Raw genomic sequence first — 23,896 nt, forward strand, 5'->3', positions numbered from 1 at the left:
ATGCACCAAGGGCTGAACTTCGTCGGCGGGGAATGGACGGCGGCCGCGTCCGGGACGACTTTCCGGCGGCGCAATCCCGCTTCGCTGGACGACGTCGTCGGGGAATTCCCCGAATCGTCGGCCGCCGATGTGGAGGCGGCCGTCGCCGGCGCCGTCGAAGGCGCCGCCCTGTGGGCCGCGACGCCCGCGGAGAAACGGGCCGACGTTCTGGAGAAGGCGGCGCGGTGGCTTGAAGAACGCGCCGGCGAACTCGTCGTCGAATTGGTGCGCGAGGAGGGGAAGACGCGGGCCGAGGCCGCGATGGAGGTGTCCCGGACGCCGCGCAATCTGCGGTTCTACGCGGCCGAGGCGCACCGGATCGACGGCACGAGCTTCCCGGCCGGCGACGGCGGCATCGTCTACACGCGGCGCGAGCCCGTCGGGGTCGTCGGAGCCATCACGCCGTGGAACTTCCCGCTGAACATCCCGTCCCGGAAGATCGGGCCGGCGCTCGCCGCGGGCAACGCGGTGGTGTTCAAGCCGAGCCCCGTGACGCCGCTGCTCGCGCAGCGCCTCGTGGAGGCGCTGCTGGCCGGCGGGCTGCCGCCGCGGGTCGTCGCGATGGTGCACGGCGGCGCCGAGGCGGGCGCGGCGCTGGCCGCCGACGAGCGGGTCGGGGCCGTGACCTTCACCGGGTCCACGGCGGCGGGACGCGCCGTCCACGCGGCGGTCGGGCCGTCGCGGCGCTGCCAGCTGGAGATGGGCGGCAAGAACCCGGTGGTCGTCCTGGACGACGCCGACCTGGACCGCGCCGCGCAGATCATCGCCAAGGGCGCGTTCGGGCTGTCCGGGCAGGCGTGCACGGGGACGAGCCGCGTCATCGCGCACGAGGCCGTCCACGACGAACTGCTCGAACGCGTGGCCCGGGCGGCGGAGGCGCGGGTCGTGGGCGACGGCCTGCGGGAGGACGTCGACATGGGGCCGCTCGCCGCCGGCTTCCAGCTGGAGAAGTTCCTCGACTACGTGCGGATCGGCGAGGAGGAGGGCGCGAAGCTCGTCACCGGCGGGCGCCGCCTTCCCGCGGGACACGGGCGCGGCGACGGGTACTTCGTGCGTCCGGCGGTCTTCGCCGGCGTGGCGCCGGAGATGCGGATCGCGCGGGAGGAGGTCTTCGGGCCCCTGCTCGCGTTCCAGCGCGCGTCCGGGCTCGATGAGGCGATCGCGCTGGCGAACGGCACCCGGTACGGGCTGTCCGCCGGGATCGTCACCCGGGACCTGGACCGGGCCCTGGAGTTCGCGCGGCGGTCCGAGAGCGGACTGGTCAAGGTCAACCAGCCGACGTCCGGAATGGCGATGACGGTGCCGTTCGGCGGGCTCAAGGACTCCAGCACGCAGACGTTCAAGGAGCAGGCCGGACCTTCGATGATGCTCTTCTACACGCAGGAGAAGAGCGTCTACATCTCACCCCGGTAAGAGACCCGAGAAAGGGTTCGGAAGGAGCAGGAAATGGCAGAGCTGCTGTCAAAGGACGCGTTCCGCGCCGAGCTGCAGAACGCCATCAAAGGGCGTGAGGCGAAGGACGCCTCGTTCAGCAGGGCGTGGGCCGAAGGCAAACTGAAGAGGGAGCACTTCGCCCGGTGGGCGGAGAACCACTACCACTACGTGGGCCCGTTCGCCGACTATCTCGCCTACGTCTACGCCAACACCCCCGACGAGTTCACCGGCGCGAAGGACTTCACGCTCCAGAACATGTACGAGGAGGAGCTGGCCGACATCCGGCACACCGATCTGCTGATCCGGTTCGCCGAGGCGTGCGGCACCACCCGGGAGCGGGTCGAGGACCCCTCCAACATGAACGCCATCACCCGCGGGCTGCAGGCATGGTGCTACGCGGTGGCGATGCGCGAGCACTTCGTGGTCGCGACCGCGGCGCTCGTGGTCGGGCTGGAGTCGCAGGTCCCGAGCATCTACAAGAAGCAGATCGTGCCGCTGCGCGAGATCTACGGGTTCACCGAGGACGAGATCGAGTTCTTCGACCTGCACATCACCTCGGACGTGGTGCACGGCGAACGCGGCTACCAGATCGTCCTCGACCACGCCGACACGCCGGAGCTGCAGCAGCGCTGCCTGCAGATGTGCCGGTGGGGCGCGGAGATGCGGTTCTCCTACACGCAGGGTCTCTACGACTCGTACGTGAAGCCCGACCTGGTCGGGGCCTGATCCGATTTCCGACCCGGCGGCGGGGCGCGGCCCGCCCCGCCGCCGGACCGCACGTGAGGAGGGACGCCCGTGGACCAGCGGACGGGCGAGTGGGTGGCGGCGGCCACGCTCGCGGAGGTGCGGCGGCGCAAGCGCCTGGCCGTGACCGTGGAGGGACGGCAGATCGCGCTGTTCCTCGTCGGCGGCGACGTGTACGCGCTGGCCGACGTGTGCATTCACAAGCAGCGGTCCCTGTCGAAGGGGGCCGTGCTGAACGGGCGGGTCATCTGCCCAGGGCACCAGTGGGTGTTCGACCCGGCGACCGGCCGGGTCGAGGACGGCGACGAGTGCCAGCCGACCCACGCGGTGCGCGTCGACGGCGACGTCGTCTACGTCGACCCTCGGCCGCGCGTCCTGACCGAGGAGCAGCCGTGAGGGAGGAGCGGCCGTGATGGAATCCGTTGTGGTGGCCGGGGCGGGGCAGACCGCCGCCGTCGCGGCCCGCACGCTGCGCCGCCGCGGCTTCGACGGCCGGATCACCCTAGTCGGCGCCGAGCACGACGCGCCCTACCAGCGTCCGCCGCTGTCGAAGGAGTACCTGGCGGGGGAGCAGGACCGCGACGAGCTGTGCCTGCTCACGCCCGACTGGTGCGAGTGCAACGGCGTCGAGCTGCGGCTCGGCGCGGAGGCGGTGGCGATCCGCCCCGCCGAGCGCTCGCTGGAACTGGCGGACGGCACGGCGCTGCGCGGCGACGTCCTGCTCATCGCGACGGGCGGGCGCCCGCGCAGGCTGCCCGGCGTGGCGGGCGACCGCGTCCGGTACCTGCGGACCATCGCCGACGCCGACCGGCTGCGCGCCGAGCTGCGGCCCGGCGCGCGGGTCGTGGTCGTCGGCGCCGGGTTCATCGGCTGCGAGGTCGCCTCGGCGGCGCTCGACCGCGGCGCGCGGGTGGTGATCGTCGAGCAGGCGGCGCGGCCGTTCGGGCACGTCCTCGGCGACCTGATGGGGGACGTGATGGCGGCGATGCTCCGCACGAGCGGCGTCGACCTGCGCACCGGCGAGAAGGTCGAGCGCTACGAGGAGACCCCGTCGGCGGGCGTCGTCACCACCAGCGGCGGGACGTCCCTGGAGGCGGACGTGGTCGTCGTCGGCGCCGGCATGGTCCCGAACGTCGAGCCGGTCACCGGGGCCGGGATCGGGACCCCCGGCGGCGTCCCCGTCGACGAGTACTGCCGGACGGGCCTGGACGGCGTCTACGCGGCCGGCGACGTGGCCTGCCAGTGGCGCCCGGCGCTGGGCAGGCACGTGCGGGCGGAGCACTTCGACAACGCCAACACGCAGGGCATGGCGGCGGCCAAGAACATCCTCGGCGCCGCGTCCCCGCACACGGCGCCGCCGTGGTTCTGGTCCGACCAGTTCGGCCACAGCCTCCAGCACGCGGGCTTCGCCGACGGCGCGGACCGCCTCGTCGTCCGCGGCCGCGTCGAGGACTTCGACTTCATCGCGTTCTACCTCGCCGACGGGGTGCTGCGCGGCGCGTTCACCATCGACCGCGGCGCCGACCTGGCCGTCGCGCGGCAGCTCATCGCCTGCGAAGCCGTCCCGGACCCCGAGGTCCTGCGGGACGAGGACACCGACCTCACCGACCTGTTCGACGCACTGAGCTAGGGAGCGACCATGGAGTACCAGCGCGTGGCCCGGTCGGGCCAGGTGCCCGAGGGCGTCGTCCGCCGCTTCTACGTGGGCGAGGCCGAGGTGGCCGTCGCCCGCTGGGACGGCGAGGTGCACGCGATGTCGAACTACTGCACCCACCTCGACTGCCTGCTGTCGTCCGGGCGCGCCACCGAGGACGGGCTGCTGTGCTCCTGCCACGGCAGCGTCTTCGACTTCGCGACCGGCGAGCCGGTCACGCCGCCGGCGACCAAGCCGGTCAAGGTGTACCCGGCGAAGGAGGAGGACGGGCAGATCTTCGTGCACGTACCCCCGGAGGACGCCGCGCAGGCGGGCCCCAGGCGGCGGAGGCCCGTTGGCCGAGCCTGACCCCCCGCCGCGCGGCTCGTGGGCGGCGCTCGTCCCGCTGCTCCTCGGCACGTTCACCGGGACGGTCGCCAACACGATCGTCAACGTCCCGCTGACCCTGATCGTGCGGGACCTGGGCGTCTCGATCTCCGCCGGGACCATGGTCGTCATCGGGTTCACGCTCCCGTTCGCCGTCCTGCTGCCGGTGTCGGGCTGGCTCGGCGACCGCTGCGGCCCGCGCCGCGTGTTCATCGCCGCGATGCTGGTGCTCGGGCTCGCCTCCGCGGGCGCCGGGCTGGCCGGCGACCTGACCGCGCTCGTCGCGATGCGCGTGGTGCAGGGCGTCGCGACCGCGGCGATGCTGCCCGCGGTCATGGCGCTGATCGCGCGGCTGTTCGGCGGCGGGCGGCGGGGCCGGGCGCTCGGGCTGTGGGCGGCGGCCAACGGCGTCGGCCAGGCCGCCGGGCCCACCCTCGGCGGCGGCCTGGCCACCTGGTTCGGCTGGCACGCGGTGTTCTGGCCGGTCGTGCCGCTGGGCGTGGCCGCCGCCGCGCTCGCCGTCCGGTTCGTCCCGGCGGGGCGGGCGCGGCGCGTCCCGCTGGACTGGCGCGGCGCGGCCCTGCTCACGCTCGCGGCGGGGCTCGGGCTCGGGGCCACGTCGGCCGCCGCGACGCTCGGCGCGACCTCCCCGGTCGTGTGGTCGGGCTCGCTGGCGGGGCTCCTCGCCGCCGCGGCGTACGTCGCGTCCTCGCGGGGGCGCCCGGACGCGTTCCTGCCGCCCCGGCTCCTGATCGAGACCCGCTACCTGCGCTCCTGCCTCAGCGTCCTCGCGCAGATGTTCTGCCTGGGCGCCACGCTGCTCGCCGTCCCCGTGTACCTCACGACCGAGCGCCAGACCGACGCCCTCTACGCGGGGGGCGTCCTGCTGAGCCTGCCCGTCATGATGGCGGTGCTCGGGCCGGTCACCGGGGTGCTGATGGAGCGGCTGTCCCCGCGCGCCGTGCTGCGCGGCGGCCTCGTCGTCCTCATCGCCGGGCAGGTGCTCGTCGGCGCGGTGCTCGCCGCGTCCGGGACGGTGCCGTGGCTGCTCGCCGCGCTCGCCCTGACCGGCGCCGGCGTCGCGTTCGTGCAGACGCCCGCGGCGACCGGCGCCACCCGCTCGGACGCCGGCCGCCGCGGCGCCGGGCTCGGCCTGTTCAACCTGCTGCGCTTCGGCGGCTCGGCGCTCGGCGCCGCGTGGGTCGGCGCCGTCCTCGACCAGACCCCCGCCTTCGGCGTCGTGTTCGCCGTCTGCGCCGCGACGGCGGTACTGGGCCTGCTGGCGACCTTCGCCGGCCCCGACCCCGCCTAGCGGGCGGGGGCGGGTGGGGCCATCTCGTCGGCGAGCGCGCCGGTCACCTTCGTCAGCGTGTCGATGTGGTGGGCGAGCCAGAACGTGAACTGGGCCTCCGCCGACCGGATGTCCATGCGCAGGGCGCGGGACGCCCGGTCCAGCTTGTAGAGCATCGTGTTGCGGTGCAGGCCGAGGTCGCGGGCCGCCGCGTTCAGGTTCCCGGACGCCCTGATGTAGGCGAGCACGATCTTCTCCAGGTCGCCGCCGTTCGCCCGGCGCAGCGGGGCGAGGGTCTCGCGGGCGAACGAGCGGGCCTCCGCGCTGTCGGCGACGTCCTTCAGCGCGGCGAACACGCGCAGGTCGTCGTAGCCGCAGACGGGGCCGGCGGCGGCGTGCCGGGCGAGGCCCATCGTCAGCCGCGCCTCGTGGTATCCGGCCGCCACCCCGGCGGCGCCCTGCCCCGGGCGGCCGTGCGCGACGCGCAGGTCGTCGCCCAGCTGGGGGAGCAGCGCCCGGTGCAGCCGTTCGGCGAACCGGGCGGCCTCGCCGCGCTGCCTGATCGGGTCGTGCCGCGCGGTGACCTGCTGGATCACCACGATCGTCGAGCTGATCGCGGCGGTGAGCGCGCAGCCGCCCGGCTCCAGGTTCTGCGCGGTGCGCGTCGCGGTGACCGTCCGGCGCAGGTAGTCGCGGCCGACCGGCAGCAGCGACGGCGCCGCCACCACGTGCACGGCGAAGTGCCCGTCCACGTCGAAGCCGTGGTGCCGGGCCCGCGACCCCAGCTCGTAGGAGTCGGCGAACCGGCCGTGGACGAGCGCCTCCACGAAGTCGCCGCGCGCCCGCTCCTCCGCCGCCCGCACCGACCGCTGCCGCAGCATCTCCGACCCGACCAGCGTCGCGCCGTGCTCGGCGACGACCCGGTGCTGAGCCAGGTCGTGCGGGTCCGGCGGGCTGGACCGCTCCACCATCACCATCCGCCCGAACACCTGGCCGCCCACCAGGACGGGCGTGACGAGCGCGTACACGGCCGGGCCGTCCGGGACGATCCGCAGCCGCACCTCCGCCGTGTGCGTGCTCCCGTCCGCGAACTCGGGATGGTCCTCGGGGCGGCCGAGGCCGTCGGGGAGCGCGAACAGCAGCGCGTCCGGGTCGGGCGGCGTCGCGCCGGGCGCCTCCTCCCAGGCCAGGCGCTCGCCGTCGGCGTCGCAGATCAGCACGCTGCACCCGGACAGCCCGACCACCGCGCGGGCCATCGCCGGCACGCCCGGACCGCGCGCGAGGACCTCGGCGAGCATGCGGTGCACGCGCGACCCGTACTCCAGGATGTGCGCGGACTGGGCGAGGGCCTTCTGCCCGATGAGCCGGCTCACCGCCCGGTAGTCGGCCTCCGCGGGCAGGGCCAGCAGCGGGACGCCCGCCGCGTCGGCGGCGTGCGCGGCGGCCACCAGGTCGGACTCGACGCCGGGCGGCCGCCAGGCGAGCAGCGCGGCGGCGTCCCGGCGGGCGAGGTCGGCGATCAGCGCGGCGGCCTCGTCCGGCGCGGCCAGCGAGGTCACCGGCAGGTGGACGGCGACGCCGGCGAGGTCGGCGTCCTGCCCATCGCCGTAGCGGCGGGTCTCGGAGAGCGGGAGGCACCAGCCGACGCCGCGGCCGAGCCCGTCGCGCCCGGCGAGGAGGGTGCCGCGCAGCAGCGGCTCGCCCAGCAGGGTCCCGACCGGCACGTGCCCGTCGGTGGTCGTCACGATCGATGGGTGATGTGCCATGTGCCCACATCCCGTCGGGTTCGTTCGGCAGAGTGTACATAGCCTCGACGGACGCGGTCCTCCGAGACTGACGGGAGTGGAGGAGTTCGTGGCGGACGGCCGGGAAAAAGGAAAGACCGTCTGTCACATCCTGCTTTACCAGTCCGAATCCGGCAATACCCCGCATTTCAGAAGCGGGGTGGCGCCCGATGGGAGGCCCCCTTGCACACCGTCCACCGGCTCACCCTGGAAGACGCCCTCGTGATGCTGACCGCGGCCGAGGAGGAGGCGCGCCGCATCGGCGTCAAGCAGACCATCTGCATCGCCGACGACGGCGCCCACCCGATCGCCGTCCACCGCATGACCGGCGCCCGCCTCACCGGCGTCGAGATCGCCATCGCCAAGGCGTTCACCGCGGCCGGCCACCAGCGCGACACCCACAAGTTCAACGAGCCGCCGAACGGGCCCGCGCTGCCCGGCAACGAGGCGTTCGGCATCGAGCAGATGCACCCCGGCAAGTTCGCGATCTTCGTGGGCGGCTTCCCGATCGTCCACGAGGGCGAGGTCGTCGGCGCCGTCGGCGTCAGCGGCGGGAACGGAGAGCAGGACAAGGCGGTGGGCGCCGCCGCGCTGCGGGCGTTCAAGGAGAAGGTCGCCGCGGCCTGAGCGGAGGCCGTGCGGCGCGGCGGGCGGCGGTGGAAGGTCGCCGAGCACCGGGGGCGCGGTGTGGGTTTTCTCCTGCGCGACATGCGTGCGTTGTGGTCAGAACCGTCCCGGTGATCTGTTCCAATGAACTGTTGTGCCCTCTGGTTCCTACCGCCTCGTGCGCCGCGCCGGTCCCGCGCGGACCGTCCCGCCTGCGCTCGACGAGCGGCAGCGCCGGGTGGTCGAGCACGCCGGGGGGCCGCTGCTGGTGCTGGCCGGGCCGGGCACCGGGAAGACGACCACGATCGTCGAGGCGGTCGTCGACCGCATCGAGAACCGCGGCGTCGACCCGGAGCGCGTGCTCGTCCTGACGTTCAGCCGGAAGGCGGCCGGGGAGCTGCGGGAGCGGATCACCGGGCGGCTGCACCGGACGACGCGCACACCGCTCGCCCTCACGTTCCACAGCTACGCCTACGCGCTGATCCGGCGGGACGCCGTCCTGAACGAGGAGCCCGCGCCGCGGTTGCTGTCCGGGCCCGAGCAGCTCCTGGAAGTGCGCCGGCTGCTGGAGGGCGAGCTGGCGGACGGCGCCCGCGACTGGCCGGAGCGCCTGCGGGCCGCCCTGGCGACGCGCGGGTTCGCCGAAGAGCTGCGCGACTTCACCTTGCGCGCCGTCGAGCGGCGGTACGCCCCCGAAGACCTCGTCGCGCTCGGGCGCATGCGGGGCCGCGACGACTGGCCCGCCATCGGCGGGTTCATGGAGCGCTACGTCGACCGGTTCCTGCTCGACCCCGTGCCGACGTACGACTACGGCGAGCTGATCCACATGGCCGCGGGCATGCTCGCCGACGAGGAAGTGCGCATCAGGGAGCGCGACGCCTACGACGCGGTGTTCGTGGACGAGTACCAGGACACCGACCCCGCGCAGGAGGCCCTCCTGCACCACCTGGCCGGGGAGGGACGCGACCTCGTCGTCGTGGGCGACCCCGACCAGTCGATCTACGGTTTCCGCGGCGCCGACGTGCGGGGGATCCAGGAGTTCCCCGACCGCTTCCGCACGATCGACGGCGAGCCCGCGCCCGTGGTGGCGCTGCGGACGTGCCGCCGGATGGGGCCGGAGATCCTGGCCGCGTCGCGCCGCATCGCGCGGAGGCTGCCCGCGGGGTCGGCGGGCGCCGCCGAGCACCGCGCGCTGCTTCCCGCCGAGGGGCTGGACGACGGGGAGGTGCGCGCCGTCATCGCCGACTCGGAGAGCCAGGAATCGGCACTGGTGGCCGACGAGCTGCGCCGCGCCCATCTGCTGGACGGCGTCCCGTGGTCGCGCATGGCCGTGCTCGTGCGCAGCGCGGTGCGGCAGGTCCCGGTGCTCCGGCGCGCGCTCGCCCAGGCCGGGGTCCCGGTGGTCGTCGCGGGCGACGAGGTCCCGCTGATCGGCGAGCCCGCCGTCCGGCCGTTCCTGATCCTGCTGCGCGCCGCGCTGAAGAAGGGCTTCCTGGACGAGGTCGTCGCGGAAGACCTGCTGACGGGCCCGCTCGGGGGCGCCGACGCGCTGGCCATGCGGCGGCTCAAGCGGGCCCTGCGCGACCTGGAGGAACTGTCGGGCGGGAACCGTCCGCTCGGCGAGCTCCTGGTCGCGGCGATCGACGACCCGCGCGAGCTGATCCTCGTCCATGAGAAGGTGCGCGCCCCCGCCGAGCGGATCGCACACCTCATCGAGGTGGCGCGGCGGTCCGTCCGCGAGGGCGGCACCGCCGAGGACGTGCTGTGGGCCGTCTGGCAGGAGAGCGGCCAGGCCGAAGCCCTGCTGGAGCAGAGCGCGAAGGGCGGGACGCGCGGCGCGGCGGCCGACCGCGACCTCGACGCCGTCGTGGCGCTGTTCGACCACGCGGCGCGCTTCGTCGACCGGCTCCCCCAGGCGGGGCCGGAGCTGTTCGTCGACAACATCGCCTCCCAGGAGATCGCCGGCGACACGCTCGCCGAGCACGCGCCGGAGGGCGAGGCCGTCCGCATCCTCACCGCGCACCGCTCCAAGGGCCTGGAGTGGGACGTCGTCGTGGTGGCCGGCGTCCAGGAGGGCGTCTGGCCCGACGTGCGCCTGCGCGGGTCGCTGCTGGGCGTCGAGGAGCTCATCGAGCACGCCGCCGGCGCCGAGCCGGAAGGCGGCGCCGCGGCCGGCGCCTCCATGGCCGCCAAGATGCTCGACGAGGAACGGCGGCTCTTCTACGTCGCGGTGACGCGCGCCCGCAAGCGCCTCGTCGTCACGGCCGTCGGGGGCGACGACACCGAGGAGCGGCCGTCCCGGTTCCTGAACGAGCTCCTGCCCGGCGCCATCGAGCAGTCGCAGCTCGACGAGAAGACGCGGTGGCTGTCGCTGTCCGCGCTGGTCGCCGACCTGCGCTCGGTGGTGGCCGACCCGTCCCGTCCGGAACCCATGCGGCGCGCCGCCGCCGCGCACCTGGCGCGGCTCGCCCGCGCGGGCGTGCGCGGCGCGAGACCGGAGAACTGGTACGCCATCACCGCGCTGTCCGACCCGGGGCCGGCGTTCGCCGCCGACGAGCAGATCACCATCTCGCCGTCCCAGGTCGAGGCGTTCACCACCTGCGGGCTGCGCTGGCTGCTCGCCTCGGCGGTCGGCGCGCAGGAGGGCGGCCCCAACGAGTACAGCACGATGGGGAAGGTCGTCCACGCGGTCGCCGAGATGGCCGGCGCCGACGACGGGATCGACGAGGTGCACGTCGCCGAGCGCCTCGACGAGATCTGGAGCGACCTGGAGTTCCGCAGCTCCTGGTACTCGGAGAAGCAGCGCGAGCAGGCCGCGAGGATGGTCGACAAGTTCCTCGCCTGGCACCGCGACAACCCCAACGAGGTCGTCGCGCTGGAGGAGTCCTTCAAGGTCGACCTCGGCCGCGTCGTCATCAAGGGCCGCATCGACCGCGCCGAACGCGACGAGCAGGGCCGCGCCGTCATCATCGACATCAAGACGTCCTCCACGGCCGTCCCCAAGGACGACCTGGCGCGGCACCCGCAGCTCGGCGTCTACCAGTACGCGGTGATGCTCGGCGCGTTCGAGCGGCACGGGCTGATCGAGCCCGGCGGCGCCAAGCTGATCCAGGTCGGCAAGGCCGCGTTCGCCGCGAAGGCGCGCGAGCAGGAGCAGCCGCCGCCCAGCGAGGACCCCGACCCCGAATGGCCAAAGAAGCTCATCGAGATCGTCGCGACCGGGATGGCGAGCGACGTCTTCCAGGCGCGCGCGAACGACAAGTGTCGCACCTGTCCCGTACGCTCCTGCTGCCCCGTCCATGACGAGGGCGGCCGGGTCGGCGACTGACCGGGCCGTAACGGAACGGACTGGCTCGGGGGGAGCGAGGTGATCACGCCGGGAGAGCTGGCCCGGCTGCTGGAGATCCCGGCGCCCACGGAGGAGCAGGCGCGGGTGATCGAGGCGCCGCTGGCGCCGATGGCGGTGATCGCGGGCGCCGGGTCCGGGAAGAGCGAGACGATGGCCGCGCGGGTGGTGTGGCTGGTCGCGAACGGCTTCGTCCGGCCGGAGCGCGTCCTCGGGCTGACGTTCACCCGCAAGGCCGCCGCCGAGCTCGGCGTGCGCGTGCGCAAGCGGCTCGACAGGCTGCGCGAGGTCCTGCCGGGGGACGAGCTGGAGCGGCTCGGCGGCGAGGCCCTGTTCGACGGCGAGCCGACGGTGTCGACGTACCACTCGTACGCGGCGCGGCTCTTCGGCGACCACGCCCTGCGCGAGGCGCTCGAACCCACCATGCGGCTGATCTCGCCGGCCGTCGCCTGGCAGATCTGCTCGCGGGTGGTCGACGCCTACCACGGCCCCATGGACCGCGTCGACTGGCAGCCCGACACCGTCACCAAGGCCGTCATGGACCTCGCCGGCGACCTGGCGGAGCACCTGCGGACCGCCGAGGACGTCCGCAGGGTCGGCGCCTGGCTGGACGAGCGGCTCGCCGCGGTGAAGAAGCCGCTCAAGGCGCAGCGCGACATCCTCGCCAAGCACGCCGTCCGCGAGCAGCTCATGCCGCTGGTCGAGGCGTACGGGCGGGCCAAGGCCGAACGGGAGGTCATCGACCACGGCGACCAGATGGCGCTCGCCGCGCGCATCGCCGCCGGGCATCCCGAGGTGGGGATGATCGAGCGGTCCCGGTTCTCCGTCGTGCTGCTCGACGAGTACCAGGACACCTCGCACGCGCAGCTGGTCCTGCTGCGGTCGCTGTTCGCGGGCGGCCACCCGGTGACGGCCGTCGGCGACCCGTGCCAGTCGATCTACGGGTGGCGCGGCGCGAGCGCCGGGAACCTGCTGCGGTTCGCGCACGACTTCCCCCTCCGGCCCGGCGCCGGCGGGGGGCGGCCCGTGCCCGCGCCCGTCGTCCAGCTCAGCAGGTCGTTCCGCAACGGCGAGCGCATCCTCGAGGCGGCCGCCAAGGTGCAGGAGGAGCTGCGCGCCGAGACGAAGGCCGTGCCGCGCCTGGTCCCGGGCGCCGGGCGCGAAGGGCGCGGGCGCGTCGAATGCGCCCTCTTCCACACGGTCGAGGACGAGGCCGACCGCATCGCCGCGCGCATCGCGGGCCTCATGGCCGCCGACCCCGGGACCGCGCCCGACGGCGGGCCGCTGGCGGAGCCGCTGCGGTACTCCGACATCGCCGTCCTCGCCCGCAAGCGGTCGCAGTTCCCGCTCATCAGGCGGGCCCTGGAGGCGCGCGGCATCCCCGTCGAGGTGGTCGGGCTCGGCGGCCTCCTCACCGTCCCCGAGGTGCAGGACGTCGTCGCGACGCTGCGGGTCATGCACGACCCGGCCGCGGGCGCGTCCCTCGCCCGGCTGCTCACCGGCCCGCGCTGGCGCCTCGGCCCCCGCGACCTCGTCGCGCTCGGCCGCCGGGCCCGCGCCCTGGCGCAGGAGTCCGCCCGCGACGTCACGCCGCCCGAGGGCGCGGCCGCACCCGGCGGCGACGGGGCCGAACCCGGCGGCGACGGAGCCGCGCCCGGCGGCGACGAGGCCGCGCCGTCCGGCGACCCGCTCCGCCAGCTCGTCGGCGAGCTGAGCCAGGAGACCGGGAGCCTGGTCGACGCCCTCGACGACCTCGGCCCGGCGGACGCGTACTCGCCGGAGGGGTACGGGCGGCTGCGCCGCCTCCGCGACGAGCTGCGCGGCCTGCGGAGCCAGGTCGGGCTGCCGCTGCCCGACCTGGTCACCGAGGTCGAGCGGGCGCTCGGGCTCGACATCGAGGTCGCCGCGCGGTCCGGGCTCGACCCCGTCACCGCCCGCGCCGACCTCGACGCCTTCATCGACGCCGCCGCCACGTTCGCGGGCGACGCCGAAGACCCGACGCTCGGCGCGTTCCTCGCCTACCTCAAGGCCGCCGAGACCGAGGAGTTCGGGCTGGAGGCCGGGCGCGTCGGGGAGACCGACAGCGTCAAGCTCCTCACCGTCCACGCGTCCAAGGGCCTGGAGTGGCCCGTCGTCGTGGTGCCGGGCCTGTCGTACACCCCGCAGAAGAACGGCGGCCCCGCCAAGGGGTCGGTCTTCCCGTCGCCGCCGCAGAACGCCACCCGCTGGACGGCGAACCCGCGCGTCCTGCCGTTCATGCTGCGCGGCGACCGGGCCGACCTGCCCGTGCTGACCGGGCTGGAGAAGGACGACCTCGCCGAGTTCGACCGGGCGTGCGCCGAACGCGACCTGCGGGAGGAGCGGCGGCTCGCCTACGTCGCGGTCACCCGCGCGTCCAGCCTGCTCATCGCCACCGGCTACTGGTGGGGGTCGTCGGGGCGCCCGCTCGGGCCCTCGCCGTTCCTGGAGGAGGTGCGCGCGGTCTGCGTCGCCGGCGCCGGGTCCGTCCCGGTGTGGACCGACCCGCCGGAGGAGGGCGCCGCGAACCCGCTGCTCGCCGACCCCGAGGAGGCGCGGTGGCCGGTCGCGCCCGGCGAGCGAGGCCGGTCCGGCATCACCGCGCGGGAGCGGTACGAGGCGGTCGTCGAGGGCGCCCGCATGGTCCAGGACGAGATGGCCGGGCGCACCCGGCACTGGGCCGGCGACGCCGGGCTGTCCGACGCCGACCGCGCCCGCATGACCGCGTGGGCACGCGACGTCGAACTGCTGCTCGCCGAACGCGACCGGGGCCGCGGCGGCGACGGCATGCTCGTCGAGCTGCCCGCGCACCTGTCGGTGTCGTCCCTCGTCTCACTGGCGCGCGACCCGGCGGCGCTGGCCCGGCAGATCCGCCGGCCCATGCCGCGCCCGCCCGCCCCCTACGCGCGGCGCGGCACCGCGTTCCACGCCTGGCTGGAGAGCCGCTGGGGGCAGCAGCGCCTCATCGACCCGGACGAGCTGCCCGGCGCCGCCGACGAGGGCGCGGCCGACGACGCGCAGCTCGACCGGCTGCGGGCCCGGTTCGAGGAGTCGGAGTGGGCGTCCCGCGAGCCGCTCGACATCGAGGTGCCGTTCGAGACGATCATCGGCGACCGGCTGGTCCGGGGCCGGATGGACGCCGTGTTCCGGTCGCCGGGCGGCGGCTACGAGGTCGTCGACTGGAAGACGGGGTCGCCGCCGTCCGGCGACGAGGCGCGCTTCGCGTCGGTGCAGCTCGCCGCGTACCGGCTGGCGTGGGCGGAGCTGGCCGGCGTGGACGTCGACCAGGTGAGCGCGGCGTTCCACTACGTCGCCGCCAACGTCACCGTCCGCCCGGCCGACCTGCTGGACGCCGCCGGGCTCGCCGCGCTGCTGGACGGCGTCCCCGCGCTGTGATCGTCACGGGTGCCCCGTAGCCGTGTGATTTGTCCCGGAATCGGGGTGATGAGTCTCACTCACCCCTGTTCACCGTGAGTGCTTTCGGGGATGATCCGGGCAACCATGTGAGGGAGGCGACGGTGACGGTGACCCACGACGAGAAAGTCGTACAGGAGTTCTCCAAGCAGGCGGCCGGCTTCGCCGACCCGCGGCTCAACGTCGCGTTCACCCGCCATCTGGACCGGCTCGTCCGCTTCATGGACCCCGAGCTCGACCTTGAGGACGTCGTCCTGGAGGTCGCGGCGGGCACCGGCCTCGTGTCCCGCGCCATCGCGCACCGGGTCCGGCACGTGACCGCCCTCGACCTCACGCCCGCGATGCTCGCCGAAGGCAAGCGCGACGCCGATCACGCGGGCCTCATGAACATCACCTTCACCCACGGCGACGCCAGCGCGCTGCCGTACGTCGACCGGTCGTTCACGCTGGTCGTCACCCGCTTCTCGCTGCACCAGGTCGCCGACCCGGAGGCCGTGGTGAAGGAGATGGCCCGGGTGAGCCGTCCCGGCGCCGCGCTGATCATCGCCGACCTCATCCGCCCGGACGGCCTGGAGGGCGACCCCGACCGCATCGAGCGGCTCCGCGACCCCTCGCACGCCACCATGCTCACCGAGTCGCAGATCGCGGACCTCGTCACGGCGGCGGGCGCGGAGGTGAAGCGCGCCGAGCGGTTCGACTACGTCCGCGCGCTCGACCCGTGGCTGGAGTTCGCCCGGACGCCGGCCGGCGACGCCGCGCGGATCAGGCGGGAGCTGCGGGACGAGCTGGAGGGCGGGCCGGCGACCGGCATGCGCCCGAGCATGGTCGACGGCGTCCTGCACTTCACGCACTCGTACCTGTTCCAGCAGGCGATCGCCGGGTAACGTTTCGAGCAAACGTTCGACGTGGATCGCTCATATGTTCTATGTTGTCGAACATGGGTTCCACCACCGCGCGGTCCCTCGACCGCGAGCCCGCCGCGCTGGCGATGCGCATCGGAGTCGTCGCCGCCGAGGCCGCCCTCGCCACGTTCGCCCGCAACCTCGACCTGGACGACCTGGAGGACGGCGTCGACTTCCAGGGCGCCATCGGCCCCGCCGAATGGCCGGTGTTCTCCCTGGTCATCGACACCCTGGCCGAGGCCGGCCCGGGCGACCGCCGCACCCTGGACGAGCGCCGCGCCGACGCCCTCAACGACCTCGCCCGCATCTGCATGGCAGCCAAGAACCGCGGCGCCGCCTGACCGGACGCGCCGGGGCCCGGCGCCGGCGGTCTCGCGTCCCGCTCCACTGACCGGGCGCGTCCGGGACCGTGCGGCCTTGGGCCCGGACGCCGCCCTCAGCCCGGCAGCGCCCGCGCCCTGACCTTCCCCGTGCTCGTGCGGGGGAGTTCCCGGACGAACCGGATGTCGCGCGGCACCTTGTACCGGGCCAGGTGCTTCTTCACGTGGGCCTTGAGGTCGTCCTCGGTGACGGACGAGCCCGGCGCCCGCACCACGTACGCGGCCAGCCGCCGGCCGAACTTCTCGTCGTCCACGCCGGTCACCGAGACGTCCGCGACGTCCGGGTGCCCGCCGAGCAGGTCCTCCACCTCGCCCGGGAACACGTTCTCCCCGCCGGACACGATCATGTCGTCGGCGCGGCCGTCGACGAACAGCCGCCCCGCCTCGTCGAGGTGGCCGAGGTCGCCGGTGCCCGTCAGGCCGTCCAGCACCCGCTTGCCGCCGCCGCCCGTGTACCCGGCGAACCGCAGGCCGCCGCCGGTGTAGATCTCCCCGACCTCCCCGCGCGGGACCTCCCGCCCGTCCTCGCCGAGGATCCTGACGGCGATCCGCAGGGACGGCCGCCCGGCGGTGCCGGGCGCGCTGCGCAGGTCGTCCGGCGTGGCGATGGTCGCCCACCCGGTCTCCGTCGCGCCGTACACGTTGACGAGGACGTCGCCGAACGCGTCCATGAACGCCTCCGACAGATGCGGAGGGAGCGCCGAACCGCCGGACACCACCGCGCGCAGGTGCGGTGTCTCCGGCCTGTCGTCCACCTCCAGGATGCGCTGGAGCATCACCGGCACCGCGACGAGCGCCTCCGCGCGGCGGTCCGCGACGGCCCGCAGGGTCTCCCGCGCGTCGAACCTCCGCGACAGGACGAGCGGCATCCCCATCCCGAGAGCGACCGCCGTGTACGCGAAGCCGAGGATGTGGAACAGCGGCGGCGCGACCACGATCGGCGCCCCGGACCGGACGGGCACGCGCATGGCGTGGGTGAGCGCGGCCGGCAGCAGCGCCGAGAGCGACATGTCGTGCCGGGCGCCCTTCGGCGTGCCGGTGGTCCCGGACGTCATCACGATGACGTTGCTCGCCCGCTCCGGGGCGACCCGCTCGGGCTCGGTGGCGCCGATCAGCGCGTCGGTGGTGCCGGAGGCGCCGTCGGCCCAGGCGACCGCCCGTCCGCCGGCGAAGCCCGACTCGTCGACGGCGGCGGCGAACTCCTCGTCGTGGACGAGGAACGAGATGCCCTCGCGCTCCGCGACCTGGCCGAGCTGCGCGGCGGAGAAGTCGGTGTTGAGCAGGACGACGTCGTTGCCCAGCCGGGTCACCGCGAGGACCGCCTCCACGAACCCGCGGTGGTTGCGGCACAGGACCCCGACCCGGCCGTCCCCGGCCCGGCTCCTCAGCGCGGTGGCCAGCGACGCGGCCCGCCGGTCCAGCTCCGCGTAGGTCAGCGCGCCGCGCTCGTCGATCAGCGCCGTGCGCTGCGGGAACCGCAGTGCCGACATCGCGCAGAGTGTCGCCGGCACGGGCCCGAAGCGCAGATACGGGAACGGCAGCCGCAGCGCCCGGTCCGGACGCACCGGCCGCAGGACCCCCGTGTTCCTGACGGCCCTCGCCGCCCGTCCGCCCGCCAGCGCGACCCCGCGCAGCCTCTCGACCAACACAGAACGCCTCTCTCCGTCAACGGCCGTGGCGCAAGGACATACCCACCGTCCCGCCAAATATCGACCTCGGTACCTCCGTATCGCCGGTTACCGTCGAGGGATGCCGACCTCGAATGCCGCCGTGACCGCCGACGATGTGGAGTCGGCCGTCCGGCTTGCCGTGTCCGTTCTCCGGGAGGCGCCGCCGGACGCGTGGGACGGCAAGGCCGGATCGCTCGAATGGGACTGCTGGGAGACCGTCGAGCATCTGAGCGACGACCTGTTCGCGTACGCCGCCCAGCTCGGCCCGGAAGCGCCGCCGATGGACGGCGAAGTGCCCTTCGTCTGGTGGAGCCGGCGGCCGGGCGGCCCCGCGAACGTCATCCACGCGGACCGCGAGGCCGGGCCGGACGGGCTGCTGCAAGTGCTCGATGCGTGCGGCGGACTTCTCGTCGCGATGGTGCGCACCGCCTCTCCCGATGTCCGCGCCCACCACGTCTTCGGCGCCGCCGACGCCGAGGGCTTCGCCGCCATGGGGGTCGTGGAGACGCTCGTCCACACCCATGACCTCGCCGAAGGGCTGGGGCTCGCCTGGGAGCCGCCCGCGGGCCTGTGCTCGCGGGCGCTCGGCCGCCTGTTCCCCGATGCGCCCCGCGACACCGACCCCTGGACGACGCTGCTGTGGGCGACGGGACGCGCGGAACTCCCCGGCCGCCCGCGCCTCACCTCTTGGCGCTGGTACGGGGAGCCGCGTCCCTGACGCTCCTCAGCGGTGGCCCAGGACGTTCACGACCCGTCCGTTGCCCGGTCTTGGACGAATGGGAGGCTCAGCGCAGGTAGTGGAAGGCCGGCTTGGGGTGCATCAGGAAGTCGTGGTGGGAGATGTTCCAGGCGTAGGCGCCGGCCATCGCGAAGGCGACCACGTCACCGGGGGACAGGGGCGGGACGGGGACGTCACGGGCGAACACGTCCTTCGGGGTGCACAACTGGCCGACGAGGGTGGCGGGTGACTCCGGGCCCATGGCGGTCAGGATGCTGAAGGGCTGGTCGTGGCCCTTCGTCACCGGGGTTCTGAGGTGATGCGTACCGCCCCTGAGGATCACGTAGGTCTCGCCCCTGGTCGTCTTCACGTCCAGGACGTCGGTGACGTACCAGCCGTGGTAGGCCGTGATGGCACGGCCCGGCTCTATGCGGACCTTGGCCGGGATGGAGGCCAGGCCGGTGCCATAGGTACGCCAGTCGAAGAGCGCTTCGGGGGACGTGTAGTCCACCGCCATTCCACCGCCCACGTTCAGTTCGGGTTCGTCCACGCCGTGGGCCTTCAGCCAGGGGAGTGCCCAGTCGGCTATCTGGTGGGCGAGGTCGAGCATGGTGGGCGCGTCCAGGCCGGAGGCCAGATGGGCGTGCACGCCCCGGAGGGTGAGGCCGGGATTGTCGGCCAGGAGGCGGGCGCATTCGTTGAGCGCGTCCTCGTCCATGCCGAAAGGGCCGCTCATGGTGAGGGCGGCGTTCGGCGTGTTCAAGGGCAGGTTCGCGCGGAGAAGGATGTCGGCGGGGCCTAGCGCGGCCAGTCGTCTCAGCTCGTTCGGGCTTTCCACGTGGATGCGGTCCGCGGTCAGGGCCTGGCGCAGTTCTTCAGGAGTCTTCCCGGGGCCGCCGAAGGCCAGCGGTTTGCTCGGCAGGGTTTGCCGGACGTGGGCCAGTTCGCCGCCTGATGACACCTCGATGCCGTCCACGTGGGGCGCGAGGGTGCGGAGTATCTCGGCATCCGGGTTGGCCTTCGCGGCATAGAACAGTTCCGTGGGGCCGAGAGCGGCACGGATCGTCCTTATGTGGTGTTCCAAGCCCGGCAGGTCGTAGACGTAGGCCGGGTAGGCGTCGAGGCTCAGGGCGAGTTCGTTCATAGCGGTCGGGGTGCTGCCAGCGGGTTGGGCACGGGAACGTAGGTGGCGCCTCGGTCGGCCGCGCGCGCCCAGCGGGTGCGGAGGTTCGCCTTGGCCGGCAGCGGGACTCCGGCCAGCAGAGCCCTGACTTGAGGGTGGCGGTCGTGCGCGGCGAGGTACTTCCTCGCGTCCTGCCAAAGCGTTGCTTCCAGGTGCGGATGGAGGTCGGCCACGGCGGCCGCGATTTCCGTGAGGTGGTTGACCAGCAGGCAGTAGACGACGCGGTTCCAGCCTCGGTCGGGCGCGTAGGTGATGCTTTCGGCCACGCGGGGCGGGAGGTGGGCGAGGTCCCAGCGCCCGGCGGTCAGTTTGGTCCCCTCAAGGTCGCGGAACACGGCATGGACGGGCATGCCCGTTGAGTCGACGCAGACAAGGACGTTCTGGAGGTGCGGTTCCAGGACGACACCGTGATCCAGGTAGGCGCGAAGAACGGGTGGTGCCACATGAGCGACGTAGGCGTCCCACCATGCTCGTGCGTTCTCCGGGGTCGAGAGGGCGGGCAGGTCTGCGAGGAACGTGCTGTAAGGGTCGGTGAGCGCTCCTGCCAGCAGTGGTGTCCCGGGAAGCGATCTGACGCCTTGGCGCAGGATCACCCCCAGGCCCTCGTAGAGGCGGCGGTCGGGGAGCGCGACGCTGCGGTAGGCGGGCTCTGACAGGAGCGTCGAGTCCAGCTTCTCGAAGATGGGCGGCAGTAGATCGTTGAGGACCATCGCTCCGGTCAGCTCGTACCAGGCGTTCTTGCGCACGCAGTTGGTGATGCGCACGTCCAGGCTGAACTTGCAGAACACGTCCGCGTCCGGCAGGTAGGCGGTCCGGACGGACGAGGTCGGGATCGCCTCCATGCCGGACGGACCGAGGTCGAGCACGAGGCCCTGCGCCATGGCGCTCCGCAGGACGAGGTTGTCCGCCAGCAGGGAGAACTGCCACGGATGGACGGGAAGCAGCTTTCGGCCGGGCGGAGCGTCCGGCCCATGGGACGACAAGGCCGTGAACGCGTCCGGGTGCCCTTCTTCGGCGATGAGGTCCTCGTGGACGGCCAGCCAGTGCGGACGGAAACGAGCCCTCGTCTCGGGTGCGTACCGCAGCCAGTCTTCGGGCGCCCCCTGGCGGGACTTCGGAGACGGATGGAAACGGTGCCCCGCCACGAGGGCCTGCTCCGAGGCGATGTACCGGTCGTCCGAGGGCTCGCCCCTGGCGGCGAGGATGGCGGCCAGTGCGGTGTGGCTGGCGTCCACCTGGGCGAGGAACTCCGGGTTGGGACGGCCGGTCGCCAGTTCCAGCTCGCCCGCGACCAGGTTCGCCAGCCGGTCCCATGGGGCCGGGATCCACTCGTCCTCGCGTCGCTCCTCGTAGGGCGGCGCCAGGCGGTGCGTAGGGCCGGCCGGGGGACGGGCCAGGCCCGCGCGCAACACGACCCCGGCCCGGGGCAGGCGGACGACGAGCCGCGCACCGTCCGGCCATACCTGCTGCTCGGGCGCGCATACCTCGCGGATCAGGCAGTTGAGCAGCGCGGTCGCCGTGGCGTCGCCGGCCTTGGCGGCCGCACCGGTGTGTTGTGAGAGCCCAGTCAGCAGCACGTCGCGTCCCGTAGGTAGTTGGGCCCTGGCGGCCCGTAGTGCTTGTTGATGTCGGCCGCGCCGGTCCTGGCCTTGTCGACGAGGGTCCCGGCGGTGACCATGGCCTTGCCCGGCAGCGTGTCGGCGTCGAGGGTGCGGGAGCGCAGGAACGCGTCGTCCGGGCCGAGCGCGCCGTCGAGCCGGTCGCGGACCATCGTGATCGCGGTGCGCCAGGGGAGCAGGCCGCGCTCCGCGAGGCCGGCGGCGACCGCCGCCGCGCACAGGTGCAGCGTGATGGTGACGAACACTCGGGCGAGCGCGTCGGGGTCGTGGACGACCATCCGGCGGTCCGAGAGGTCGCGCGGGTCCGTGCCCGGGGATGGAGCCACACGCTCCCTGAGCCGGGACGGGTCGATCAGGGCGCCGTCGTTGTCCTTGATGAGGAGGCGGGGCGGGGACGTGTCGTCCAAGACGAGGGCGACGTTCTGCTGATGCGCCTCTAACGCGATGCCGTAGCGGAACAGCGTGACGTTCCATGCGAACAGCGCCGACAGGTAGGTGCCGAAGAGGTCTTCGACATCCCAGCGCTCGATGACGTGGCCCCCGGCGGGGTCTTCCGCCAGTAAGGCCGCCACGGGCACGATGTGCGCGCGCGCCGTGTCCGCGGGGAAACGCCGTACCAGGTAGGCGAGCAGCGGGTCGTTGGCGTGGCCGTAGGTCTGCTCGTCTGCGAGGAGGACGGGGAGCCCAGGTTCGCGCCGGAGCACCTGGTGCAGGATGCGTTCGACCAGTGCGCCGTCCGGCAGGGTGCCGGGCTTGATGGTGCGCCGGTTGCGGAGGCCGAGCGTGCTGGTCGGCAGCGGCATCTTCAGGTGGACGTGCGGCGTCTCGCCGTTCAGGACGGCCACGGTGCGCATCGACAGGGTCGGGGCGACCCGCAGGAACGGTGCGGGGGCCAGCGTCGCGCCGGGCTGCTCGCGCACCCGCCGCGCCGCCAGCGGATGGACCGGGAAGAGCACCGGCCCCGGCTCCAGCCCCACGTCGGACGGGACGGGCCACCACTCCGGCAGCGGCCCGGCGAGCACCGGGTTCCGGACGGCCGCCCACCGCAGCGGGAACGACGGCGCGAACTCGGGCGCGTAGCGGCTCAGATCGGCCATGGACAGCCCCGCGCGGCCCCGCCCTGCCGGGTGCACCGGATGGCCGTTGTAGGCCGCCAGCGTCTCGTAGAACGTCCCCGGTCCGCGCCGCAGCTCGTCGGGGACGCGCGCCAGCCGCCGGTGCACGGCCGGACGGGCGTCGTCATGCAGCTTGGCGGCCGCCAGCGCGTCGAGGCATTCGCGCTCGAAGGCCGCCGTGTCGTCGCGCGGGTCGGCGACCGCGCGGACGGCTCGGAAGACGTCGGTGAGCTTGAGGCCCTGCTCGGGGTCCACGACGAGTTCGGCGAGGAAGACGGGACGCGCCCGCAGCAGGCGCACGGAACGGCCCGGCATCTCCAACGCGCCGTCGCGGACGAAGCGGCGTATGCCGCCGTAGTCCTCGCGCAGCAGCGCGTCCAGGACACGGGCCGCCAACGGGCCTTCGAGGTCGCCCGTCACGTGATCGTCCAGTCGTGGGCCGCGCGGAAGCGGGCGAGGGCGGCGTCGACCTCGTCCGGGCCGGGCCCGATGGCGCGCACGGTGCCCAGGTAGTCGCGGTTGGTGCGGGTGACCGCGATCGTGTCGCCCACCGCGCGCTGCGGCCGGTAGGAGAGCCGCACCGGGCCGTCGTCCAGCCGCAGCGGGCCGGGGGCCGCGGTGAGCGTGCCGGAGCGGTCGGCGATGACCGGTTCCGCGACCGCGTGCCGCGGACGCGGCACGCCCGGTGCCGGCGGGCCCGGCAACGGCTCGCCCAGGTGGACCCGCAGGATCTGCTCGAAGAGCGGGACGCCCAGCAGGTCGGCCAGGAGGAAGTCGCAGTGGTCGCCGATCAGCCGGTAGTTGACCTCGATGATGCGGGCGCGGCCCTCGTGGACGACGAACTCGGTGTGGCATGCGCCGAAGCCGATGCCCAGCGCCTCCAGCTGACGCAGGATCTGGGGCGTCTCCGGGGGCGGCTCCGTCCACTCGAGGCGCTCCTCCACGAAGAAGGGCGGCGGTGAGAGCGTCGTACGGAACGAACCCAGCACCCGCAGCTCCCGCCCATCGCCGAGGGTCTCCAGCGTGTGGAGGCTCCCCGGCAGGTACTCCTCCGCCACCAGCGGGTCGCCCCGCCGGGCTGAGATCTCCTTGATCCGTGCGTTCAGCTCCGCGGCGTCGTGGACGAGGAACACGTCCTCGCTGGCCACTCCCTCACGCGGCTTCACGACGAGCGGGTACGGCGCGTCCGCGGGCACCCGCCGCGCGTCCGCCGAGAAAACGGGGTCGAGGGCCGCGAGGTGGCGGCGCATGAGGGCCTTGTTCTTCGCGCGGGCCGCCGCCCGCCAGTCCTTGGCCGGGAGACCGAAGTACGCGGCCGCCAGCGCGGCGGGCGCCTGCAGGAAGTCGCTGTTGGAGAAGACGGCGGCGGGCTCGCCGCCGGCGTCCGCGACGCGGGCGACGATGTCCCGGAAGTCGGAGACGTCGCATCCGACGACCGGCCCGCCGAACGCGTGCGGGCCGGACCGGTACGCGGCGGGGCGGTCGGTGAGCAGCGTCACGTCGAGGCCCAGGCGCGCGGCGGCGGGCAGGAACCCGTACGTCACCGAGTCGGTCGCCTTCCCGGCGACCAGATGGACAGAGGCGGCCACGGTCGGCCTTTCCAGCTCGGGCGG

At 73.9% G+C, this 23,896-nt stretch carries 18 protein-coding genes; 12 read left to right on the forward strand and 6 right to left on the reverse strand.

Annotated features, from left to right (window positions below):
* From ACIWVC_RS15190 to ACIWVC_RS15215, 6 genes are all read left to right on the forward strand, one after another.
* On the forward strand, positions 1-1,452 hold the full coding sequence (locus ACIWVC_RS15190; RefSeq protein ID WP_396448353.1) for an aldehyde dehydrogenase family protein: 1,452 nt from the start codon (positions 1-3) through the stop codon (positions 1,450-1,452).
* A gap of 33 nt (positions 1,453-1,485) precedes the next feature.
* Positions 1,486-2,199: a TenA family transcriptional regulator gene (locus ACIWVC_RS15195; protein ID WP_396454247.1), complete on the forward strand. Its 714-nt coding sequence runs from the start codon at positions 1,486-1,488 to the stop codon at positions 2,197-2,199.
* A 69-nt stretch (positions 2,200-2,268) separates the two neighbouring features.
* Positions 2,269-2,613 (forward strand): Rieske (2Fe-2S) protein, encoded by a 345-nt coding sequence (locus tag ACIWVC_RS15200; RefSeq protein WP_396448965.1) that lies wholly within the window; start codon positions 2,269-2,271, stop codon positions 2,611-2,613.
* A 16-nt stretch (positions 2,614-2,629) separates the two neighbouring features.
* Complete coding sequence (locus ACIWVC_RS15205; protein ID WP_396448999.1) at positions 2,630-3,847, forward strand: NAD(P)/FAD-dependent oxidoreductase; 1,218 nt, start codon at positions 2,630-2,632, stop codon at positions 3,845-3,847.
* Positions 3,848-3,856: 9 nt separating this feature from the next.
* A complete protein-coding gene (locus ACIWVC_RS15210; RefSeq protein ID WP_396448966.1) occupies positions 3,857-4,219 on the forward strand; it encodes a Rieske (2Fe-2S) protein in 363 nt (120 codons plus the stop codon).
* The gene (locus tag ACIWVC_RS15215; protein ID WP_396448967.1) at positions 4,206-5,549 is read left to right on the forward strand and encodes an MFS transporter; all 1,344 of its coding nucleotides are present in this window, start codon (positions 4,206-4,208) and stop codon (positions 5,547-5,549) included. Before ACIWVC_RS15210 ends, ACIWVC_RS15215 begins: the two co-directional genes overlap by 14 nt.
* Here the strand turns inward: ACIWVC_RS15215 and ACIWVC_RS15220 are convergent.
* Positions 5,546-7,294 carry a PucR family transcriptional regulator gene (locus ACIWVC_RS15220; protein ID WP_396448968.1) on the reverse strand — a complete coding sequence of 583 codons (1,749 nt, stop codon included), beginning with the start codon at positions 7,292-7,294 and terminating at the stop codon, positions 5,546-5,548. The genes ACIWVC_RS15215 and ACIWVC_RS15220 overlap by 4 nt on opposite strands.
* Positions 7,295-7,495: 201 nt before the next feature.
* Between ACIWVC_RS15220 and ACIWVC_RS15225 the strand changes: the two genes are divergently transcribed.
* The 5 genes from ACIWVC_RS15225 to ACIWVC_RS15245 all read left to right on the forward strand — a co-directional run bounded on the left by ACIWVC_RS15225 (position 7,496) and on the right by ACIWVC_RS15245 (position 15,939).
* Positions 7,496-7,939 (forward strand): heme-binding protein, encoded by a 444-nt coding sequence (locus ACIWVC_RS15225; protein ID WP_396448969.1) that lies wholly within the window; start codon positions 7,496-7,498, stop codon positions 7,937-7,939.
* A 133-nt stretch (positions 7,940-8,072) separates the two neighbouring features.
* Positions 8,073-11,246, forward strand: coding sequence for an ATP-dependent helicase (locus ACIWVC_RS15230; protein WP_396448970.1), 3,174 nt, complete (start codon positions 8,073-8,075; stop codon positions 11,244-11,246).
* 39 nt (positions 11,247-11,285) lie between these two features.
* Positions 11,286-14,678, forward strand: coding sequence for an ATP-dependent helicase (locus ACIWVC_RS15235; RefSeq protein WP_396448971.1), 3,393 nt, complete (start codon positions 11,286-11,288; stop codon positions 14,676-14,678).
* A 122-nt stretch (positions 14,679-14,800) separates the two neighbouring features.
* Positions 14,801-15,580 (forward strand): class I SAM-dependent methyltransferase, encoded by a 780-nt coding sequence (locus ACIWVC_RS15240; protein ID WP_396448972.1) that lies wholly within the window; start codon positions 14,801-14,803, stop codon positions 15,578-15,580.
* Positions 15,581-15,633: 53 nt separating this feature from the next.
* On the forward strand, positions 15,634-15,939 hold the full coding sequence (locus ACIWVC_RS15245) for a hypothetical protein (protein ID WP_396448973.1): 306 nt from the start codon (positions 15,634-15,636) through the stop codon (positions 15,937-15,939).
* A gap of 95 nt (positions 15,940-16,034) precedes the next feature.
* On the opposite strand, the gene ACIWVC_RS15250 is transcribed toward ACIWVC_RS15245, so the two are convergent.
* Positions 16,035-17,627: an AMP-binding protein gene (locus ACIWVC_RS15250; protein WP_396448974.1), complete on the reverse strand. Its 1,593-nt coding sequence runs from the start codon at positions 17,625-17,627 to the stop codon at positions 16,035-16,037.
* Between the two features lie 100 nt (positions 17,628-17,727).
* Here ACIWVC_RS15250 and ACIWVC_RS15255 point away from each other — a divergent pair, with 100 nt between their 5' ends.
* The gene (locus ACIWVC_RS15255) at positions 17,728-18,366 is read left to right on the forward strand and encodes a hypothetical protein (protein ID WP_396448975.1); all 639 of its coding nucleotides are present in this window, start codon (positions 17,728-17,730) and stop codon (positions 18,364-18,366) included.
* Positions 18,367-18,433: 67 nt separating this feature from the next.
* On the opposite strand, the gene ACIWVC_RS15260 is transcribed toward ACIWVC_RS15255, so the two are convergent.
* Genes ACIWVC_RS15260 through ACIWVC_RS15275 form a run of 4 tightly spaced genes read right to left on the reverse strand, consistent with a single transcriptional unit; the run spans position 18,434 to position 23,872 of the window.
* Positions 18,434-19,510 (reverse strand): type III PLP-dependent enzyme, encoded by a 1,077-nt coding sequence (locus tag ACIWVC_RS15260; protein WP_396454248.1) that lies wholly within the window; start codon positions 19,508-19,510, stop codon positions 18,434-18,436.
* Positions 19,507-21,126: an IucA/IucC family protein gene (locus ACIWVC_RS15265; protein ID WP_396448977.1), complete on the reverse strand. Its 1,620-nt coding sequence runs from the start codon at positions 21,124-21,126 to the stop codon at positions 19,507-19,509. Before ACIWVC_RS15265 ends, ACIWVC_RS15260 begins: the two co-directional genes overlap by 4 nt.
* The gene (locus tag ACIWVC_RS15270; RefSeq protein WP_396448978.1) at positions 21,117-22,703 is read right to left on the reverse strand and encodes an IucA/IucC family protein; all 1,587 of its coding nucleotides are present in this window, start codon (positions 22,701-22,703) and stop codon (positions 21,117-21,119) included. The genes ACIWVC_RS15265 and ACIWVC_RS15270 overlap by 10 nt, the downstream gene beginning before the upstream one ends.
* Complete coding sequence (locus ACIWVC_RS15275; protein WP_396448979.1) at positions 22,700-23,872, reverse strand: ATP-grasp domain-containing protein; 1,173 nt, start codon at positions 23,870-23,872, stop codon at positions 22,700-22,702. Before ACIWVC_RS15275 ends, ACIWVC_RS15270 begins: the two co-directional genes overlap by 4 nt.
* Positions 23,873-23,896: the final 24 nt, after the last annotated feature.

It is taken from the genome of Actinomadura sp. (assembly GCF_044508335.1).
Classification (GTDB): Bacteria; Actinomycetota; Actinomycetes; order Streptosporangiales; family Streptosporangiaceae; genus Spirillospora.

Coding starts and splice junctions, on each gene's coding strand:
- ACIWVC_RS15220 (WP_396448968.1), bottom strand. CDS start 7,294: ATGGCACATCACCCATCGATCGTGACGACCACCGACGGGCACGTGCCG.
- ACIWVC_RS15190 (WP_396448353.1), top strand. CDS start 1: ATGCACCAAGGGCTGAACTTCGTCGGCGGGGAATGGACGGCGGCCGCG.
- ACIWVC_RS15245 (WP_396448973.1), top strand. CDS start 15,634: ATGGGTTCCACCACCGCGCGGTCCCTCGACCGCGAGCCCGCCGCGCTG.
- ACIWVC_RS15205 (WP_396448999.1), top strand. CDS start 2,630: ATGGAATCCGTTGTGGTGGCCGGGGCGGGGCAGACCGCCGCCGTCGCG.
- ACIWVC_RS15260 (WP_396454248.1), bottom strand. CDS start 19,510: ATGAACGAACTCGCCCTGAGCCTCGACGCCTACCCGGCCTACGTCTAC.
- ACIWVC_RS15210 (WP_396448966.1), top strand. CDS start 3,857: ATGGAGTACCAGCGCGTGGCCCGGTCGGGCCAGGTGCCCGAGGGCGTC.
- ACIWVC_RS15255 (WP_396448975.1), top strand. CDS start 17,728: ATGCCGACCTCGAATGCCGCCGTGACCGCCGACGATGTGGAGTCGGCC.
- ACIWVC_RS15195 (WP_396454247.1), top strand. CDS start 1,486: ATGGCAGAGCTGCTGTCAAAGGACGCGTTCCGCGCCGAGCTGCAGAAC.